This window comes from Psychrobacter pacificensis (assembly GCF_018336615.1).
GTDB lineage: Bacteria > Pseudomonadota > Gammaproteobacteria > Pseudomonadales > Moraxellaceae > Psychrobacter > Psychrobacter pacificensis.
In genome coordinates this window covers 2,659,597-2,679,383 of record NZ_CP048752.1, presented here as the reverse complement: position 1 = coordinate 2,679,383, position 19,787 = coordinate 2,659,597, and the positions used below count along the sequence as shown (strand labels likewise).

The following is a 19,787-nucleotide window of genomic DNA, read 5'->3' as shown; positions in this document are numbered from 1 at the left end:
ATCTAATTGAAATTGTTAATATATTGCTAATATATCATCGTAACGCTATATTATTAAATACATATATATTTACTGGTCTATCAAGTATGTATTATTGTTCATCCGTATATAACATGAACAGAATGTTGTGGAACAAAAATTGCATATTATTAGTTAAGCTAACTATAAAATTATTAGCAAAACTGACACCAGATTTTAGTTATTTTAAAACAAAAACTGATCAGAGACAGACATTAGCAGTGCTAAATAGGGATTTGATGTGAACGCATCTATGAATAGTCTACCGACCTCGCTAAGAACAGCCAGTTTAGGGTTTACCTTGATTGAGCTCATGGTAACGATTGCTGTGCTAGCTATTATTGTGAGTATTGCTGCACCCAGTATCAGCACACAGCTTGCTAATCAGCGTGTTAAGTCGACGGCTGCGACGCTTGAGAATGCGTTAAAAGAGGCAAAAGTCGAAAGTGTTATTCGCCGTCAAGATATTCGAGTCGTATATAATAATAGTGCCAAAACCATTGTCTTGCAGAACACTAGTGGCACTGTGTTGGCGACTTATAATGTTAATTCTACAAGCACAGTATCTATCAATCCTAATACAGTAACTGCGGTGACTTTTCAACCAAATAAAGTGACATCTAACGTTGGCAAAGTTACTTATACTATTTGTGATAGCAGTTCAGTAGTAACACCACGACAAATTGAAGTTAACACAGTAGCAAGCATTAGTAACAAGAAGTTAGGAGGTACTTGCTAATGAAAAACATCAATAACCAGTATGGAGTGGGCTTAGTAGAGGTGCTAGTGGCACTGTTACTATTAGCAGTTGCAGTGCTTGGGTTTTCAGCTATGCAAATGACTGCTGTAAAAGCTACTGATGAAAGCCTCATGCGTACGCGAGCATTAACTATTATGAGAGGAGGCGCGGAAACAATACGTGCGAACTCAGGTGGAATAAGCGCTTTCAAAACTGCTGTAAATGGCAGTACTGATTCTATAACGATAGATGGTGTCACAATCACAAAAGATAGTTGTGTAAAAAATACAGCTGGAGCACCTGCTGCCACAGATAGCTGTACTATTGAGCAGCTAGGGGCACGTGATGGCTTGTTGATGAAATCATATGCGGTGCAAAATGATATTAAGTTGGGCTTAGTACCTAACGGCTGTCCTGGTACATCAGGTAATCAAGAGCGCCAATGCTTTGTAGCTAGCTGGGGTGATACTACTGTAACTCTAAGCGATAGTGATGCGAATGCCTGTGCCAATGCAAATGGCACTTATAAAAATGGTGCAGAGTGCTTTATTATGGAGGCCTACTGATGCCAAACCTTAACAGTTATGAGCGTAGTAATTGCGATCAGTCTGGTTTTACCTTAATAGAGTTGATGATTTCATTAGTCATAGGTTTGATTGTCTCAGCCGCTGTTATACAGATATACGTAATTAGTGTTAAGACGAGTAGCGTGCAATCTAGTGGTAGCGAGTTGCAAGACGCTAGTGTGTTTGGGCTACAGCAATTAGAAAAAAAAGTTCGCTTGGCTAATTTAGGAAACCCTATTAATAGAATAGATGGAACGACTGCAAAAGGTGGTATCGTCTTAACAGGTGCCAACCTTGGGGTTGCTACCACACCTTATACCGATACTGGTTATTTGACAAGGCGCGCAGGTGATCCTACTAGCGGTACAAATGGATGGACAGGCATCTCAAATACTACTGTTCCTAGTGATCAACTGACAATCCAATATACTAACATAACAGGTAGCCCGTTCAGTGATTGTGAGGGCTCGGCAGTTGAGGTAAATGATATCGCTATCGAGCGTTACTTTTTGCGACCTGCTACGAATGATAGCAGTAGTGGCGCTATTAAAAACCTAGTACTAGCGTGCGATGCTGGAAGGGTAGATTTTGCAGCAGGCAAGATTAGAACGATAAGTGGTACAGATCCGCGTAATTTTGGTCAAGCTGGTCAAGAGTTTATTACTAATGTGGATCAGTTCAAGATCTTGTTAGGTGCCCAGTATGATTCGGGTAGTAATGCAGGTCAAATTATGTATTTACCAAGCAGTGCCTATTTATCGATAACTGCTAATAAACCAGCAATAACGGCAGTAAAAATAGGTTTAATCGTTCATGGTAGTACTCCTATATTAGGTAGTGATGATCAAACATCTTTCATGCTGTTAGGTCAAAATAATGTACTGAAGACAGACACTGCGCGCCAGAAGCAAGTACGTACGACTTATGAGACAACAACCTTCTTACGCAATGCTCGTGTAGTCAACGTAAAAACCAGCCTATAAACTCTGGTAAGGAGAGTAAGAATGACGATCCATCGCTATTCACCAAATTCAACCATAAAAGATGTCAAAATGACTATTGGATATCGGAGTGCTGAGCGAGGCGCAACGTTGATAGTAGTGCTACTATTCTTAGTGTTGATTATGCTAGCTGGTGCTATAGCGGTGAGACAGAGTAATACTGATCTTAAGATTGCTACGAGCGATCAGATCAACACAGTATTATTGCAGTCTTCAGATAGTGCCAATCAAAAGCTCGAAATGATGCTGAATGGTAGCTCAACATCCACTGAATACCTTGATGTAACGAGTGCGGCAGGCGTATTTGGTCATTTCTTACTAAATCCTGAAAATGCAACCAATGAGTTTATTTACTGCTTTAATCCGCGCACCAAAAAGTATTTGGCATCTAATGCTACCGTCATGGTGAAGGGCACGACCGCCAATCCAACAGCTTATTGGAGTGGTTTGAATAATGGTATATGTGATTACAATAGCGCTGATGGCTATACCAGTGCTAGACAAACGGTGGTTACTCAAATGAGCGTGACTGTTGCACCTGTCGACCCAAATGCGGAAAGATTTGGACATGTGGTTATTGGTAAAGAGATTGAGGATAGGACCAGTAAAAAATTTACGTTCGATATCAGATCTGCTTCAGCGTTACCGTCTTACAGCGAACCTAAAGCTAATGGTGATAATTGTTTTGCACAGACCAGTATTAAAGCCAATGTGATTGGTAGCAAGAAATCGTTAAGCGACTGTATGCTCGCCGCCAACACTCCAAGTAAAATGCTATATGAGCAAGCGGATGTCGAAAACATCTCTTCGTCTACGAAGTGTATCCCGTTTGGTAGAGGCACATTAAATGCAGAATGCGTCCTCAAAACTACGCCATAAATAGTTTACTTATTATACAAAGGATAGATGTTATGAAACGACTAAATACTATATCGCCCATGAGTGGCAAAGTTGCGTTACCTTTGAAGCATCTAGTCGTTGCCATGGCTGCTATGGTCGCTCTACCAGTCGCACAAGCTGATGTCGCGGGCAAAAAAATCGGTGATTTGGAAATATATAAGGCGGCTGAAGGTGGTAAGACGACTATCATTATGATGCTTGATACCTCAGGTAGTATGACTCTGAATCAGGTGAATAATGCTGCTACGTGCGACCTCCCTACGGGTACAAGCTATACTAAAGGTTCCGAGAACTCGACTACCATACCTATATATAAGAAAGATTATTGTGAAACGACAAAGATTTATTATCGCAAGAAAGGTAACGAGTGGTACAGCTGTGGTGCGAACGATGGCTCAGGAAGTTTTACTTATGGCGTTACGGAATGTGATACTAGTATAACCGCTCCAGAAACTAATGGTTATCTCTCCGAAACTGTTAACGGCAGTAAATACTATTATAAGAATAATATACGTATTTATGATCGACTTACTCGCTTGAAAGATGCAATCTTTACCTTAATGGATAATACGCAATTAGATCCAAAAAAAGTCGCTATTGGCATTGGTCAGTTTTCTTCCCAAAGTAATAGTGATAATGTGGTGGAGTTTAATACTAATGGTACAGCTAAGAACGCTGATGGTAGTAGTGGTAAGATTTTAGTACCTGCAGGTTTATTAGATGATTTACAGCGTACGAAGATTAAGATCGCTGTTGCGGCTGCTGGGGGAGGGAATGGAACACCAACAGCTAACGCCTATGCAGAAGCAGGCGCCTATATGTTGGGCAAAAACACCTCTGCTTTGTATTCTTCCTCTAGGGAGGAATACATTAAAATAAATAGCAACAATAGATATTATGAATGCTCAAACTGGGGTAATAGCGGTTTAGACTGCACACAATATTTCACTAATGTATTTATTACGAGTACTGCTGGTTTTACAACTGCACCGTGTCAAAACGCCAGCTCGTTGACTTGCTTACTGAAAACGACTTCAAAAACAGCAGAAGAACTAGGATACAGCGGTTTTGCTAAATCTGTTACTAGTTCAAAATCTGGATCTAACTATATTAGCCCACTTTCTTCACCGTCTAGTTGCGATGGTCGTGGCATATATTTCTTAACTGATGGTGAGCCAAATAGCTCTCCTAACGTTTTACCTTTGATGAAATCTGCTTTAGGATCTTCATCGTTTGCCTTACCTGCAGTTACACTTCCTAATGGTAGTCAAAATGGTCATGGTATGCCTGAGGTTGGCGCATTTGCAAAAGCATTGCGTGACCCAACAATTAACCCACTAGGTACCGATAGAGAGATATTTACAGCAGTAGTTGGCTTTGGTTCGGTATTCAATATTGATAGAGCAGAAGATATTAAAAAAGATCCGGCAGATCGCATTATTCGCAATCTTCCTTATACCAATCCAAAAACAGGTATCACTGCCAATCGAGATTTTTATAATTGCACAAAATTCACAGATATCGACGCAAGAAATGCCTGTAATTGGGGCGAAAAGACAACTGCAGCATTGCCAGGGGTTGGTGGATTTGGTGAGGGTGGTTTCTTTTCAGCACAGTCTACCGAGGATATTGTCAATAGTATCACAACTTTCGTAAGCGATTTGAATCAAACTCTACCTTCTACGCCATCAGGCACTATTATTATTCCAGATGATCCGTATCGTGCCGACAGTCAGCTTGCTGTCGCCTACTATCCAACTATACAGCCCAAAGTTGCTGAAAACTCAGTGATTTGGGAAGGTAACCTAAAGAAATATAGTTTAAATGAAGGCACGCTATATGGTAAGAGTAATACTAAGCTCTTCAAAAATATAGCAGGGGAGTTGAACCCAGCAGCACAGGATCTGTGGTCAGACACTAACTATGCTGGCGCCAATGACAAAGTAGAGTCTGGTGGTTTTTATTCTCAGCTAAGTACACCATCGACGGGTGTTGCCTCTGTTAGAACTTTATATGTAGAAGATTGGGAAAACAGTACTAGCAAAAAGCCAGTATTAAAAAAGGTGAGTGTCAATGCTGCAGGTAAAGTGTTGGTAAATAATGCTGCTTTAACAAATACATCTTTTGTGGATACAGCAACCTATAATGAAGCGACGTTGAGAAAATTACTAAATTTTTTAGGTTTTGCCAATCTTCCAGCGACAACAGTCAATGTGAAGGATATGACGTTGACGAGCGCCAATGCAACTCAGCCTATCAAGGTACTAGGAGCGACGATACACTCGACTCCTGCTTCAGTATCATACTCAGCAAACTTAGATGAAGATGGTAGAGTTAACACTACTCGTGATGATTATGTACTATTTGGTTCATCGGAAGGTGGTCTGCATTTGGTTAATGCTGACAATGCCAGTACGAGTGGGAATGGTGGTAAAGAAAAATTTGTCATTATTCCAAGAGAGATGCTGATAGATCCCGAAAAATCAGCAGCATTAGTGAAAGATGCTACTAAGACTAGTACGGGTTCACCTAATTTTGGTATTGATGCACCTTGGCTGGTCAGTGCGGACTATAAGTATGATTTTGAAGCTCGCCGCGTCAACATTGACACGACAGATAATAAAGGCATCTATGCTTATGGTGGCCTACGTATGGGTGGTGAGGCCTTATATGGCCTGAACCTTATTAATAACGAAAGTCCAAGTATGATGTTTGCGATTACGCCAGCGACTTCAGGTTTTAATCGTATGGGCCAAATTTGGGAAAAGCCTACTAAAGCTAAGATAAAAATGAGCACAGCTGCTAGTGATAAAGGAACAGATGTTCTGGTATTCGGTGGTGGTTATGATATGTGTTATGAGTATGAAGGCTTTCAACTAGGAGTGACTAACTCAGAACTAAAAGAATGCTCAGGTAAAACTTCTGTCAAAGGTAACGCAGTATATATCATTAATGCCAAAACAGGCGCACTCATCTGGTCAGCTTCTAGTGACTCAGGGGCAACAACGTCAGTACCTACTATGAAAAATAGTATCGTTGCTGGCGTGACCACGCTAGATCGTGACAATGATGGCTTTATGGATCATATCTATTTTGCAGATTTAGGTGGTCAAGTCTTCCGTGCTGACTTTACCAATGCAGGATTTGTAAAGCCTTCTACGACAGCCACAGCATCATCGCCTGAGACCTCTTTTACTAACACTCGAGTTACTCGAGTTCTTCAAAGTGCTTATACTGGCTCTGATACCAAGTACAATCATCGTTTCTATGAGCGCCCAGTCGTCAGTTTTTACCGAAACCCCGTTAGCAGCAGTTTATTTGCACTCGTAAATGTCATATCGGGTGATCGTAGCTCACCTTTATCTAAGATACGTGATCTTAGTAAGTCTGATAGACTCTATGGCATAATGGATACCGATGTCACAAAGGCGGACAATATTTTTTATGCGAGCAACTTTACGACAGCAAGCAATGCTAACGGTCAAAAAATAGCTGATTTGACAGCCAATAATTCAGCAAGTAGTAATTTAGTCGAGTTGCCTAGTGCTATCGGCACTTTGAGCGCTACGGGCTATACAGTAGCGCAAAAAAATACTGCTATCTCAGTGTTACAAGGTACAACAAAGAATGGCTGGTATATTCCGTTAACGAACTTTGACGGTTATGGCAATGTTAGATATACCAAAGGTGTCGGTAAGTCTGAAGTGATCGATAGCTTCTTATATACGACTGCCTATAATCCAGATATGAATTATGGAACGGTAGATTCTTGTTCTGCTAAGATTACTGGTGGTTCAGAGAGACAACTATATTGTTTGCCTTATGGTATTTGCACTGATGATGCCTCCAAAAATGGCTTAGGCGGATTTGTCAGAGCAGGTAAGGGTATTCAAGAGCTTACTTTAGGGCCGCGAAGCTCGACGCTTTCTAACCAACGCTTGCTTATCGGAACCAGAACTCTGGCAGAACGTGCAAATGATCGAGTAAATTTCGGCTCTGATACAGGTAAGGGTATTTTTGACGTAATATCAAAGCCGTATGGTTTAAATCAAAACCTGTCAGCTACTGATCTTGTTGCAGGAAGTGGTACTGCTCCTGACTTGATATTCAATGATCGATTTACTCTTCAGCCAAAAACATGGTATGAAGTAGACTGATGAGACAGCAATATGAAGAAAGAAGTGTTTAGGCAACAGACAGGCTTTACGCTCATTGAGCTAATGGTTGTGGTCTTTATCATCGCTATTCTGGCTGCGATAGCTATTCCGTCGTACAGACAGTATGTTGTTCGCAATTCAGAGCACCAAGCACAAGCACGTCTGCAGCAGCTTGAGATAGAACTTAATCGTTGGCGTGCCACTGCTCTTACTTACAAAGGATTTCAGCCTAGAAAGACAGCCAGTGATGGTACAGTCAGTAACGGTTATGATGACGCACCTACTAATCAAACTATATATGTGCCAGCGGGTAGCAATAATGGTAATTACAGTTATAGGATTAGTCTAGTTGATGCTAGTACGAACGGTACTCTAGCGCCTGCCACTACTAGCTTTTCTACCGCGGGAAACTCATGGCGTATGCTTGCTGAGCCTAGTCCTAGCCTCACAAGCTTTGACGCGCACCTCTTTATGCTAAGTAGTAAGGGGTTACGGTGCCAGAGCAAAGATAGAACGGTGCAAATAACTTCTACGGACTGCGGTGCGGGAAAGGAGAGTTGGTAATGTCTACGATTACTAAAGTATTTAAACAGCAACACGGTTTCACCTTAATTGAAATGATGATCGTCGTCGCCATTCTTGGCGTACTCGCTGCGATTGCCTACCCGAGCTATCAACAATATGTCATCAAGACCAAACGCACCGATATGATGAGTGAGATGCACAATATAGCAGCGCAAATAGAGAGTCGTAAATTGGCTCAGGGTAGTTATTCTAACGCGTTGCTAACAGGTCTGGGCGGCGATTATCCTAGACAAGGTCCAGCATTATATGACGTCACATTCACACCAACTACATTAACGAGAAAATGGGAAATAAAATCTGAACCGAAAACTGGGATGCAAATGGCAGGTGACGGTGTTCTTACCTTGAATTATCAAGGGGTCAAATGTCGTGGCAGTGTTTGTGGTATGGGAGATGAATGGAAGTAAAGGGTTGCCTATCAATTTTTTTTCTTTCAAATAGTAGCTATATTTGATATGAACTGACAAAAATTGTCAGACAAATTACAGAAAAACATCTAAAGGACAATGACTGACAATTTTTAGTAATTGATTAGTAACACTAAATTATAAATAGTGATAATAAAACAAGTGAATCCACTATATCAAATATTTGTTAGTGATTGCCAGTAGTATTAAAGTATATAGGGATCAAAATCGTCACTTTTAGCATAACGAGCAATGTTTTTTAGAAAAACTAAATGTTATTAGCGTTTAATAATAAAAAGTTGGCATAGTATCTGCAGCAGTTATAATAAGAGAAACATTATATTTATAGCTGGCAAGTAGATAATAATTCTACTGCCATATTATCCAAAAGGACAAATCTATGAACGCTCAAAAAGGTTTTACACTAATCGAACTAATGATCGTTATCGCCATTATCGGTATCTTGGCGGCGGTTGCTCTACCTGCTTATCAGGATTACACTAAACGTGCTAAAGTTTCGGAAGGCTTATCACTGGCCTCGTCAGCTAAAACATCAGTTACAGAAAATGCGTCGAATGCAGCTAAGTATAGCTTAGGCTGGACAGCTCCTTCTGCAACTGTAAACGTTAAAAGTGTGGGTATTACAGATACTAATGGTGAGGTCACGATTTCTTATGATACTCCTGTAGCTGCGGCTAAAGCTAATACATTGATATTAGTACCATATACTGGCCCTAATACTAAGCCTGTAGCCTTACCTGACTCTACAAGTGCATATACTCCACCTTCAGGTAATATTAGCTGGGCTTGTAAAGCAGCTGGTAGTTCTTTTACTATTGGAACAGCAGGGACCTTACCTTCTGAGTTAGCACCAAGTAACTGTCGTTAATAGTTAGTTTAGGTAATAGCTAATTGATATATAAAAGACTGGGTAACCAGTCTTTTTTTTGTTCTCACAAATATAAAAGCATGGTAGTCAAAGAATGAGTGATAAACTGAAGTTTAGTGTGATGTATCTAGCGATAGCGACAGTGGTGCTTCTAGTAGCTGTTACAGTCATCTATAGTTTATGGTACCCATTTCCTTTGCTACTCGCTACAGGTACTCAAAAATTGTTACAGACAATAGCTTTGGTTAATATAGGACTGGCTGTTGGCTTAGCATTGATGATTTTTAGAAAAACAAAGGCGGACTTTATAGAAGATATGATTGTATCTGCCCTAGTGCAGCTGATATTTTTAATGATTTCTATTTATGGTGTTTATCAAATAAGGCCTATATGGATAGCTTATAATGTTGATCGTTTTGAGCTTGTTTTGCATACTGATTTGGTCACTACTAAGATTAACGACGCTGATAATAGATTTAAAAAACCCAGCTATTTATCTCCACAATACGTTGGCGTTGAGTTATCAGCAGATAATGAAGAGCGCAACAGTAATATGTTTGATGAGGTGCTTCATGGCATTTCTATTGCTCAAAGGCCAGAAAGATATATACCAATTGAGCAAGTAAGCACACAAATAAAAGAGCGTGCACAGGATTTAGTACTACTAGAGAAGTATAATAATAAAAATGACGTCCAGTCTCTATTGAAAAAATATCCACAAGCAGATAGTTTTGTACCTCTGCAAGCAAAAGCGGTAAATATGACGGTACTTTTAAAGAAGAGTGAAGATAATCAAGTAGTGGCAATCGTAGATTTGAGACCTTGGTAGAGTTAAAAAATACAGACTACGGAAATACCCCCAAATTTAAAACACAAAATAAGTAGAACTAAGCTGCCATATTAAGTTTCTGAATCGGCGTAAAGCCACCATTACCCATATTGGGTCTTTCGTTATTATAGTGATACAGCCAAACTTCAGCTTGCTGTCTTACTTGATCTAAATTATCAAACAGTTCTTGATTAAGCCAGTCATAACGCACTGTCTTATTAAATCGTTCAACATAAGCGTTTTGCTGAGGATTGCCAGGCTCAATGTATTCGATAACGATCCCTTGCTTAGTTGCCCAATCCTTTAAATCATTGCTGATATATTCAGGGCCATTATCACACCTGATTTGATTAGGCTTACCTCGGTACTCTATAAGCTGGTTTAAACTGCGTATTACTCTTTGAGCCGGTAGTGAGAAATCAACCTCTATGGTTAATGCTTCACGGTTATGATCATCAATGACATTAAACAGTCTAATAGCACGACCATCAGTTAAGGCATCGTGCATAAAGTCCATACTCCAGCTTTGATTAATGCAAGTGGGCACAGCAAGTTTTTGCGGTTTGTCTCGTTTAATACGGCGTTTAGGCTTTATTCTAAGGTTTAATTCAAGCTCACGGTAGATGCGATAAACACGTTTATGGTTATAAGGCAGTCCCAATACATTTCTTAGATATAAGAAGCACAGCTTAAAGCCCCAGTTTTTATAACTGCTTGTTAAGTCAGTCAATAGCTTAGCTATCTGCTCATTCTCATCCGCTGTCTTTGGCTGATAGTAATAGCAGGTTATGCTGATATTAAAGATCAGACAGGCTAGACGGATGCTTATATTACGATCATCAACATAATATTTAGCTAAGTCTTTGCGCCTAGAAGGCGCTACCACTTTTTTGAAATGGCATCCTGTAAGATGTCTGATTTAAGCCTTTCCTCAGCATACATTTTCTTTAAGCGAGCGTTCTCAGCTTCTAATTCTTTAAGACGGGTAATCAGTGAGGCATCCATGCCACCATATTTGGATCGCCATTTGTAAAAAGTACTCTGACTAATATTGTGCTCACGCAGTATGTCACTGACAGGTACGCCTTGTTCTGCTTGTTTGAGTATATTAACTATCTGGGTGTCGGTAAATCTTGATTTTTTCATGTCGAAATCTCCTGCTGGTATTTTAGCAGTTAGTTTCTACTTTTAAGTGTTATTATTTTTTGGGGTGATTACCCTACGAGATAAGTATTAGAGTAGAATTTAGATAAAAAAAGACCGCAGCAAAAGCCACAGCCTTATTCATGAAAAATAAATCATTTATAGCATAAAATTCTACTTCTCTAAATACTGAATCTTACCTTCGACACCGTCCCATTTGGCGGCTTCTGGCATCTGCTCTTTCATTTCTGTGATGTTTGGCCATTTTTGCGCCAGCTCTTCATTTAGCTGAGTGAATATCTCTTGCCCCTTCGGCACCTCGTCTTCTGAGAAGATGGCATTGGCAGGGCATTCAGGCTCACACAGCGCGCAGTCGATGCACTCATCAGGGTCGATGACCAAAAAGTTTGGTCCTTCATAAAAGCAGTCCACAGGACAGACTTCCACACAGTCGGTGTATTTGCAAAGAATGCAGTTATCTGTAACGACAAAGGTCATAGTAATGTCTACCTGTTATTGATTTGGCTTTTGGCTAAATAGAATAGTCTAAAATAAAGCGTATTTTAGCGCCTTTACTACGATTTGACAATTCCCTTTAATGACTAATGATTTTTTTTAAATAATAGATCAAATCGTGCGCTTGTTTGGGTGTCAGACTATCAGGATCAATGTCGCTTAGTTCGTCTTCTATGCTAAATAACTGATTTTGCTTTAGATTATCTACTATATTTGGTGATTGAAGCGTGTAACTAGCCTGCTGCTCTTGAACCAAGTTGTTGTTAGACTTTTGCTGTTTATCCGTTACTGACTTAGCTAAGTCATTTTTATCATCAATAGTTTTTTCATTTTCTGCTTTTAGATTGTCTATCAAGTAACGTTTGGCATCATTTAATACTTGAGTGGGGATACCTGCCATTTTGGCGACATGCAATCCAAAGCTTGAGCTTGCAGCGCCCTCACAGATCTGATGAAGGAGGAGTAGCTGACCATCGATTTCACTGGCGGCGACGTGGACGTTACGAATATCGTCACTTGTCTGTCCCAATTGCGTCAGTTCAAAATAATGAGTGGCAAATAACGTCAGGCAGCCAATATCGATTAGACGGTTGACACAGGCATGAGCGATTGCCAAACCATCAGTGGTGGCGGTGCCGCGTCCGACTTCATCCATCAATACCAGTGATTTATGGGTCGCTTGATTTAATATATTGGCCGTCTCTATCATCTCCACCATAAAGGTAGATTTGCCACCAGCCAGATCATCAGCCGAGCCGATACGGGTAAATATTCGGTCAATATCACCAATATGTGCATGCTCGGCGGGCACAAAGCTGCCGCAATGCGCGAGTAGAACAATCAGCGCTGTTTGGCGCATATAGGTAGACTTACCACCCATGTTAGGGCCAGTGATGAGGAGCAGTCTTTCAGGATGTCCTTGATCAGCATTGGGGCTACCCAGCACGCAGTCATTGGCGACAAAATAATTTGTACTTGATGCAGCACCGTTTCGATTGTTCGCGTTCGCTTGATTTAACGCCGCTTCGACCACGACATGACGACCTTGGCGGATATCAATATGTGTCTGATTATTGGCTATAGATTTATTTTGATTTTCTGAAACTCCTCCCATAACTGGGCGTTGCCAATGGTAAGTCGTCGCAAGCTGCGCCCAATTACTGAGGACATCTATTTGGGCAATAGCCGCACTCAGCTGTTGTAGCTCAGCCAAATGCGTATTTAATTGATTGAGCAGCGCTTGGTACAGCGTTTTCTCACGAGCCAATGCCAGAGATTGCGCACTCAGATATTCTGTCTCGACCTCTTTTAATTCATCAGTAATAAAACGCTCACTACTCTTGAGCGTTTGCCGACGGATAAAGTGGGCAGGGGCATTTTTCGCTTGCATCTTGGGCAATTCAAAGTAAAAGCCACTGACTTTATTAAAGCCGACTTTTAGACTCGGTAATTGATTGTCTTGACGCGCTCGCTCTACCATCTCATCCAATGTCACTTGGATATTGTCGTGAAGATGGGTGAGGCGATCGAACTCTTCATCATAACCGGCAGCTATCATACCGCCATCACGGATATGTGCAGGTGGTTCAATGACAATGGCGCGCTCGATTAACTCAGCCACCGCTTGAACGTCTGGCAGCCTGGCAGGCAATTGCTGCATCAACATCGGCAATAGACCAGCGTCTTCATGGCTGATACCTGACGCTGTCAGTAGAGTGGTAATCTGGGCGCTGCTAGCGATACCATCGGCGAGCTTGCGTAAATCACGAGGTTTGGCACTCATCAGCCCGATGCGACTGCTGATTCGCTCAATATCGCCAATGGTATTCAGTGTTTCTCGTAAACGTGTCACCAGTGAGCTATTTTCTGAATTTTGATTCGAATTACCATCCGCATTCAATAGGGACGTTATCGCGTCTAGACGCATATTGATGCGTGAATGCTGACGCAGTGGACGCTTCATTTGCTGTACCAATAGCCGCTTGCCCATTGGCGTTTGACAATGGTTAAGGACGGATATTAGGGAAGTACCGCTACTACTGACTGGACTAAATAACTCAAGGTTTTGCTGACTATTGGCATCAATAATCAAATAATCGTCACTGTATTCAACGATCAGCTGATTGACTTGTGGCACATGGCGCTGCTGCGTTTGCTGTGCATAATGAATAAGCGCAGCACAGCTAGTTTGCGCCAGTACGTTATCTGCGATACCCAAACCATCAAGACGTTGCACCTCAAACTGCTGACAAAGCGTGTCGCTCGCGTGCGTACGGTGAAAGTCATTGGCCGCGACTTCTATAATAGGGCAGTCCAGATGTTGCCGTAACCACAGCATCCACTCTGCATCAGTGCCATCAGTGCCGCCAATGCTATCGCTGAGTGCTTCACTAATGATACATTCACTAGGCGCAAAACGAGCAAGTACCGTCAGCATTTGAGTTTGCAATCCATCTATATCGTTTTTATCTGCTATTAGCGTCTGGGTAGTCAATGTACCTGCAGCTAGATCCATTTGGCTAACAGCTGCTTGTAACGTCTGGCTATTATCTTGCGTTTTTAAATGAGCAATATCGATGGCGACGACAGTCGGTGTATGGTTTGGTGCGATTAATGCATCATCAGTGATGGTACCTGCTGTCAGCGTTTTGACCACTTCACGGCGCATGATGCTACCAGCCGCCGATTTACTTTTGTCTTTTTTTTGCTTGTCGCCCATCGCAGGGATATTGGCCTTATTGTTAGCGCTGCCAGCATTGGTCGTTGTCGACTCGTCAATTTGCTCACACACGACGACCGTTTGCCCAGCCGCGATGAGGCGTGCCATGTAACTATCTGCTGCATGAAAAGGAACGCCCGCCATCGCTATCGGGTTGCCCGCTTTATCCGTACCACGACGCGTTAGGGTGATGTCTAATATTTGCGCCGCCCGCTTAGCATCATCAAAGAACAGCTCATAAAAATCCCCCATCCGGTATAGCAGCAATGCTTGTGGATAGTTGGCTTTCATGGTTAGATATTGCACCATCATTGGCGTATGATCTGCTAAGTTATAGACGGTATCGCCGATGCTTAAACAGTCAGATGTATTTGGTTTTGATAAGGCATTATCTGATTGAGTAGAAATAGATGAATGATTTTGGACGGACGGCTTTACGGTCATGCAGAGTCTCTTATTGTGTTTCGATAGATTTTTATTAAATAGCATTTGCGGCAGCTGGTTTCGGATTAGCGCCAGTTTTATAGATTGTTTTGGTACGATAGAGTTGATATAACAAATGCGCCTGGTACGTACCGAAGAAGGATATAACGATTAGATTTAGGCTAGATTATATCGACAGCGCCATATGACAGCTACCTTATAGCTATCACATACAGGCACCAAAAAAGCTAAGAAATTTAATAAAGTAAGCGCTATTTTAACACGTCCTGCTCGGTTTTTGCCTTGGCAAATATCTACTCACCGCCCTTGTATCCATCAGCGCCATAACCATATATAATGACGGCACACTTAATTGGGCGATACTAAATTAGGTAGTACTTAGTCGGGTAATGACAAGGCCACGAGCTAAGCTTTGGCTAATGCGCACTAATTATCGAATATTCCATAGGTCAAAAAATTATGTTATCAAAGATTATAGGCAGTGTGGTTGGCACCAAAAATGACCGCGAACTAAAACGCATGCGTAAAGTGGTCAGCAAGATCAACGCACAAGAGGCTGAAATACAAGCCCTGTCTGATGAGCAACTACAACAAAAAACGGCAGAGTTCAAAGCCCGCCACCAAAAAGGCGAAAGCTTAGATGCACTATTGCCAGAGGCGTTTGCCGTCTGCCGCGAAGCCTCATTGCGTGTCAATGGTATGCGCCATTATGACGTACAGCTGATCGGTGGTATCACTTTGCACGAAGGCAAAATCGCTGAGATGAAAACGGGCGAAGGTAAAACCCTAATGGGCACCTTGGCGATGTATCTCAATGCCATCAGTGGTAAAGGCGTTCATTTGGTCACGGTCAACGATTATCTTGCGGCGCGTGATGCGGAGCTCAACCGTCCGCTCTTTAACTTTTTGGGCATGACTGTCGGCGTGATTTACTCACAGCAGCCGCCACAAGAAAAAATCGACGCCTATCAAGCCGATATCACGTACGGTACCAACAACGAGTACGGTTTTGATTATCTGCGTGACAACATGGTCTTTAGTCTAAAAGAGAAAAAACAGCGCCCGCTAAACTTCTGTATTATCGATGAAATCGACTCGATCTTGATTGATGAAGCTCGTACGCCGCTTATCATTTCGGGTCAAGCTGAAGATTCATCACGCATGTATGCGCTGATTAACACCATCATTCCACGGCTTAAGCGCTCAAAAGACGAAGAAGCAAACAAGAATAACGAAGATGAAGATTTTTGGATTGATGAAAAAAACCGTCAGATTGAGATTAGCGAAAAAGGCTATGAAAAAATTGAGCGCTTCTTAGTTGAAGTGGGCGAGCTGGGTGAAAACGAGAGCTTATATAGCCCAAGCCGCTTGCCGTTGTTGGCTCACGTTCAAGCTGCCATCCGTGCGCATCATGTATTTGTCAAAAACGTCCACTACATCGTCGATGAAGGCGAGGTGGTCATCGTTGATGAAAACACAGGCCGTACTATGCCTGGTCGCCGCTGGTCAGAAGGTCTGCATCAAGCAGTAGAAGCCAAAGAAAATGTTGAAATCCAAGCAGAAAACCAAACGCTTGCGACCACGACATTCCAGAATTACTTCCGTCTATATGACAAGCTGTCTGGTATGACGGGTACCGCTGATACTGAAGCGGCAGAATTTAAATCTACTTACGATCTCGATGTCATCGTCATTCCAACGCATGAGCCGATTGCTCGTATCGATATGGATGATCAGATTTTCTTAACCAAGTTAGGCAAATACAAGGGCATTATCCGCGAGATTAAAGACATTCAAGCCAAAGGTGCACCTGTGCTGGTCGGTACAGCGACCATTGAAGCCAGTGAAGAACTGTCTTATTTGCTCGATCAAGAAGGCGTGAAGCATAACGTCTTAAACGCCAAGCAGCATGAGCGTGAAGCTGAGATTATCGCACAGGCTGGTAGCCCAAAATCAGTGACGATCGCCACCAACATGGCAGGTCGTGGTACGGATATTATCCTTGGTGGTAATTGGCAGTCGTTTATCGAAGATGTCGATTCGGTCAGTCCAGAGGAGATGCAGCGCCTAAAGTCTCAGTGGCAAGTGAAGCATGACCAAGTGGTAGCGGCGGGCGGTCTACATATCATTGGCTCTGAGCGTCATGAGTCACGCCGTATCGATAACCAGTTACGTGGTCGTGCTGGTCGTCAGGGGGATCCTGGGATGTCGCGCTTTTTCTTATCGCTTGAAGATGATTTGATGCGTATCTTCGCAGGCGATCGCGTGGTCAATATGATGCGTGCCATGGGTCTAAAAGAAGATGAAGCCATCGAGCACAAGATGGTGTCAAAATCGATCGAAAACGCGCAAGGTAAAGTTGAGAGCCGCGATTTTGATGCACGTAAGAATCTGTTGAAATATGATGATGTTGCCAACGAGCAGCGTAAAGTTATCTATGGTCAGCGTGATGATTTGCTCGCCGAAATGGACTTATTAGAAGCCATTGAAGTGATGCATCATGAAGTTTATAACGCCATGATCAACCAGTTCATTCCGCCTGGTTCTATCGACGATCAGTGGAACATTGACGGATTAGAAGATGAGCTTGAGGACGAGTTTAAAGTCACGATGCCGATCAACGATTGGCTAGATGAAGACCGCCGTCTAGATGAAGAAGGACTGCGTGCCAAGATTATCCAAACAGCCATAGACCGTTATCACAGCCGCCGTGAACAAATGGGTGAGCAAGACGCCGCCCAGCTTGAGCGTCATTTTATGCTACAGAGTCTAGATAAGCACTGGAAAGAGCATTTGACACAGATGGATCAGCTGCGTAAAGGTATCCACCTGCGCGGTTACGCACAGAAAAACCCTGAGCAAGAGTACAAGCGTGAATCATTTGAATTGTTCCAAATGATGCTAGGTGCCATCAAGTCTGAAACGGTACAAGATTTATCACGTGTTCATATCCCAACCAAAGAAGAGCTAGAGGCGTTGGAAGCTCAGCAGCGTGAGAATGCGGCTCATATGCAAATGCAGTTTGAACATGATGACGTAGATAATTTAGATAGCAACGTAAACAGTGCCGCCGCTCAGCCGCAACCACAAAACCGCAGCCTTAGTGGTACGGCAGCAGCTGGCGCTGCTATGGCAGCCAGTGGTGCCAGTGGTAGCAATGCCAAAGAGCCAAACCCGTATGCTGGTATGAATATCAGTCGTAATGCCCCTTGTCCTTGTGGTTCAGGGCTCAAGTACAAGCAGTGCCACGGCAAAATCTAATCAGTATGGTCTTTTAATCATTAGCAACTATGATTAAAGTCTGTAGACTGCTAAATAGCAAGCCCTTATCTCAACCAGATAGGGGCTTTTTTATATCTTATAAAGGCTGCTTGTTCTATAATTTACTGTTCTATAGCAGATGAATACTTTGTATTGATTGCTTACAAATTCAGCATAGGCGTGAATTTATGGACACGCTATAGTGTTTAGCATATTTATTTGGGAGAGCGTTATGAGTTTAGAATTATTAAAAAAATTGCGTACCTCAGTCGCATTGACGGGGTTGCTCGCTGGTGCATTAACGATCAGTGCCTGTCAGCAACAATCAGAGCCAGAGTCAAGTATGGAAGATGGTGTCAATGCTGAAGAATCTGTACCAATGTCAGCTGAGCCTGCTGAGCCAAGTGATGTCGTTGTAAATACTGAAGATGCCTCACTTAATGAAGTAGAAGATGATACGGTCGCATCGGTAAACAGCAGCGTGACGCAGGTATCGTATCTGTGCTCACCTGAACTAAAAGTCGAAGCCACTTATAAAGAAGATGCCAATCAAGTGGTCGTTGCCACTGATATGGGAACAGTAACACTGAATCAGACCAATGAAGGCAGTAATCCAGAAGTGTTTGAAGTTGCCACAGGGTTAGATGGCGGTGAAGGTTTTACTCAGTGGCGTGTGGCGCATGAAGAACGTGAAACTGGTGTCATGCGTACGGCGGGTGCGGATGAGTCAACCGTGAATACGTTTGAATGTAATAAAGTATAAAAGTTTGACTGCTGTAAATGTCATAATAAAAAAGCAACGCGAGATTAGCGTTGCTTTTTTATGTCAGTAATTTATATGCTTGCTATCAACGCCAAAGGGCTTATTTTGGTCGAGTAGCATTGGCCTCATGTGCCAAAAACCCTTCTTCAGTCACATCGAGCTCTTCATGTTTCAACTCTACTTGAATACTATCGGTATGGATATGTGTGCTCTTATTGACATCAATTTCTTGGACGGCGTAGGTATCTTTAGTAATAGTTGCTACTTGGCGTGATAGAACGATTTCAATCGGCTCGTTACCAACCTCTATTTGTTTACCATTGACGGTCACCACGGCTTTACTATCTAGTGAGGGTTCAACATGACGCAATATATCTCTGTCATCATAGTTACCTGACAGTAATTCTTGACTCTCTGCATCATGATACTCAGTGCGAATGGTAATGTATTCTTCTATAAGCTCAATAGGCACTTCAATGGTCTTGGTGCGGGCATGCTTGGTAACAGTCACTTTACCAACGTCTAGGCGCTCTTTATTGATGACAGGTCGCTCTTCTAATAGCTCCAAATGCCCAACATTGACGACATTGGAGGTTTTATCAGCTAGTGTGCTTTTTTGGCTTTCCAAATCGTCTTGGTATAAGTTTTCTGTGTGGTCAGTAGTCATTTTTATTTCCTTATAATTATAAGATGATGAATCGGGCAAAATGCAATGTTAACGAATGATATTGAATTTATTACTATCATTAATCATTACTATAATAACTCACGTCCCCATATTATCGATACAAAAAAGACCAGAGACATGCTCTGGTCTTAATCTGCTAAGTCAAAATGCTTAGCTACCTAT

The 19,787-nt window shown here is 42.1% G+C and carries 15 protein-coding genes; 11 read left to right on the top strand and 4 right to left on the bottom strand.

What is annotated here, in order from left to right:
• The first annotated feature begins 259 nt into the window (after positions 1-259).
• The 9 genes from GYK50_RS11310 (at position 260) to tfpZ (ending at position 10,091) form a co-directional block, all read left to right on the top strand.
• Positions 260-757 (top strand): GspH/FimT family pseudopilin, encoded by a 498-nt coding sequence (locus GYK50_RS11310; protein WP_071002390.1) that lies wholly within the window; start codon positions 260-262, stop codon positions 755-757.
• The gene (pilV, locus tag GYK50_RS11305) at positions 757-1,323 is read left to right on the top strand and encodes a type IV pilus modification protein PilV (protein ID WP_075105693.1); all 567 of its coding nucleotides are present in this window, start codon (positions 757-759) and stop codon (positions 1,321-1,323) included. The genes GYK50_RS11310 and pilV overlap by 1 nt, the downstream gene beginning before the upstream one ends.
• Positions 1,323-2,306 carry a prepilin-type N-terminal cleavage/methylation domain-containing protein gene (locus GYK50_RS11300; RefSeq protein ID WP_212563964.1) on the top strand — a complete coding sequence of 328 codons (984 nt, stop codon included), beginning with the start codon at positions 1,323-1,325 and terminating at the stop codon, positions 2,304-2,306. The genes pilV and GYK50_RS11300 overlap by 1 nt, the downstream gene beginning before the upstream one ends.
• 69 nt (positions 2,307-2,375) lie before the next feature.
• Positions 2,376-3,203 carry a pilus assembly protein PilX gene (locus tag GYK50_RS11295; protein WP_212563963.1) on the top strand — a complete coding sequence of 276 codons (828 nt, stop codon included), beginning with the start codon at positions 2,376-2,378 and terminating at the stop codon, positions 3,201-3,203.
• A complete protein-coding gene (locus GYK50_RS11290) occupies positions 3,179-7,381 on the top strand; it encodes a pilus assembly protein (protein ID WP_420070459.1) in 4,203 nt (1,400 codons plus the stop codon). The genes GYK50_RS11295 and GYK50_RS11290 overlap by 25 nt, the downstream gene beginning before the upstream one ends.
• Positions 7,382-7,393: 12 nt before the next feature.
• Complete coding sequence (locus GYK50_RS11285) at positions 7,394-7,945, top strand: type IV pilin protein (RefSeq protein WP_212563962.1); 552 nt, start codon at positions 7,394-7,396, stop codon at positions 7,943-7,945.
• Positions 7,945-8,373 carry a type IV pilin protein gene (locus GYK50_RS11280; protein ID WP_212563961.1) on the top strand — a complete coding sequence of 143 codons (429 nt, stop codon included), beginning with the start codon at positions 7,945-7,947 and terminating at the stop codon, positions 8,371-8,373. The genes GYK50_RS11285 and GYK50_RS11280 overlap by 1 nt, the downstream gene beginning before the upstream one ends.
• A 400-nt stretch (positions 8,374-8,773) precedes the next feature.
• Entirely contained in the window at positions 8,774-9,262 is a 489-nt protein-coding gene (locus tag GYK50_RS11275; protein ID WP_212563960.1) for a pilin, read from the top strand.
• Between the two features lie 94 nt (positions 9,263-9,356).
• On the top strand, positions 9,357-10,091 hold the full coding sequence (tfpZ, locus tag GYK50_RS11270) for a TfpX/TfpZ family type IV pilin accessory protein (protein ID WP_212563959.1): 735 nt from the start codon (positions 9,357-9,359) through the stop codon (positions 10,089-10,091).
• A gap of 58 nt (positions 10,092-10,149) precedes the next feature.
• On the opposite strand, the gene GYK50_RS11265 is transcribed toward tfpZ, so the two are convergent.
• From GYK50_RS11265 to mutS, 3 genes are all read right to left on the bottom strand, one after another.
• Positions 10,150-11,237 (bottom strand): IS3 family transposase gene (locus GYK50_RS11265; protein WP_212563958.1). Its coding sequence is split into 2 segments (ribosomal slippage): positions 10,150-10,985 and positions 10,985-11,237, totalling 1,089 coding nucleotides; the frame shifts between segments, so codons are not numbered across the junction.
• A 171-nt stretch (positions 11,238-11,408) separates the two neighbouring features.
• Positions 11,409-11,732 (bottom strand): ferredoxin FdxA, encoded by a 324-nt coding sequence (gene fdxA / locus GYK50_RS11260; protein WP_075101791.1) that lies wholly within the window; start codon positions 11,730-11,732, stop codon positions 11,409-11,411.
• A 97-nt stretch (positions 11,733-11,829) separates the two neighbouring features.
• Positions 11,830-14,913: a DNA mismatch repair protein MutS gene (gene mutS / locus GYK50_RS11255; RefSeq protein ID WP_212563957.1), complete on the bottom strand. Its 3,084-nt coding sequence runs from the start codon at positions 14,911-14,913 to the stop codon at positions 11,830-11,832.
• 459 nt (positions 14,914-15,372) lie between these two features.
• Here mutS and secA point away from each other — a divergent pair, with 459 nt between their 5' ends.
• A complete protein-coding gene (secA, locus tag GYK50_RS11250; RefSeq protein WP_212563956.1) occupies positions 15,373-18,174 on the top strand; it encodes a preprotein translocase subunit SecA in 2,802 nt (933 codons plus the stop codon).
• Positions 18,175-18,406: 232 nt separating this feature from the next.
• Positions 18,407-18,937: a hypothetical protein gene (locus GYK50_RS11245; RefSeq protein ID WP_212563955.1), complete on the top strand. Its 531-nt coding sequence runs from the start codon at positions 18,407-18,409 to the stop codon at positions 18,935-18,937.
• A gap of 100 nt (positions 18,938-19,037) precedes the next feature.
• Here the strand turns inward: GYK50_RS11245 and GYK50_RS11240 are convergent, their stop codons facing one another.
• The gene (locus tag GYK50_RS11240; protein ID WP_212563954.1) at positions 19,038-19,604 is read right to left on the bottom strand and encodes a YsnF/AvaK domain-containing protein; all 567 of its coding nucleotides are present in this window, start codon (positions 19,602-19,604) and stop codon (positions 19,038-19,040) included.
• Between the last annotated feature and the right edge of the window lie 183 nt (positions 19,605-19,787).

Coding starts and splice junctions, on each gene's coding strand:
- pilV (WP_075105693.1), top strand. CDS start 757: ATGAAAAACATCAATAACCAGTATGGAGTGGGCTTAGTAGAGGTGCTA.
- GYK50_RS11300 (WP_212563964.1), top strand. CDS start 1,323: ATGCCAAACCTTAACAGTTATGAGCGTAGTAATTGCGATCAGTCTGGT.
- GYK50_RS11295 (WP_212563963.1), top strand. CDS start 2,376: ATGACTATTGGATATCGGAGTGCTGAGCGAGGCGCAACGTTGATAGTA.
- GYK50_RS11290 (WP_420070459.1), top strand. CDS start 3,179: ATGCGTCCTCAAAACTACGCCATAAATAGTTTACTTATTATACAAAGG.
- GYK50_RS11285 (WP_212563962.1), top strand. CDS start 7,394: ATGAAGAAAGAAGTGTTTAGGCAACAGACAGGCTTTACGCTCATTGAG.
- GYK50_RS11280 (WP_212563961.1), top strand. CDS start 7,945: ATGTCTACGATTACTAAAGTATTTAAACAGCAACACGGTTTCACCTTA.
- GYK50_RS11275 (WP_212563960.1), top strand. CDS start 8,774: ATGAACGCTCAAAAAGGTTTTACACTAATCGAACTAATGATCGTTATC.
- tfpZ (WP_212563959.1), top strand. CDS start 9,357: ATGAGTGATAAACTGAAGTTTAGTGTGATGTATCTAGCGATAGCGACA.
- fdxA (WP_075101791.1), bottom strand. CDS start 11,732: ATGACCTTTGTCGTTACAGATAACTGCATTCTTTGCAAATACACCGAC.
- mutS (WP_212563957.1), bottom strand. CDS start 14,913: ATGACCGTAAAGCCGTCCGTCCAAAATCATTCATCTATTTCTACTCAA.
- secA (WP_212563956.1), top strand. CDS start 15,373: ATGTTATCAAAGATTATAGGCAGTGTGGTTGGCACCAAAAATGACCGC.
- GYK50_RS11245 (WP_212563955.1), top strand. CDS start 18,407: ATGAGTTTAGAATTATTAAAAAAATTGCGTACCTCAGTCGCATTGACG.
- GYK50_RS11240 (WP_212563954.1), bottom strand. CDS start 19,604: ATGACTACTGACCACACAGAAAACTTATACCAAGACGATTTGGAAAGC.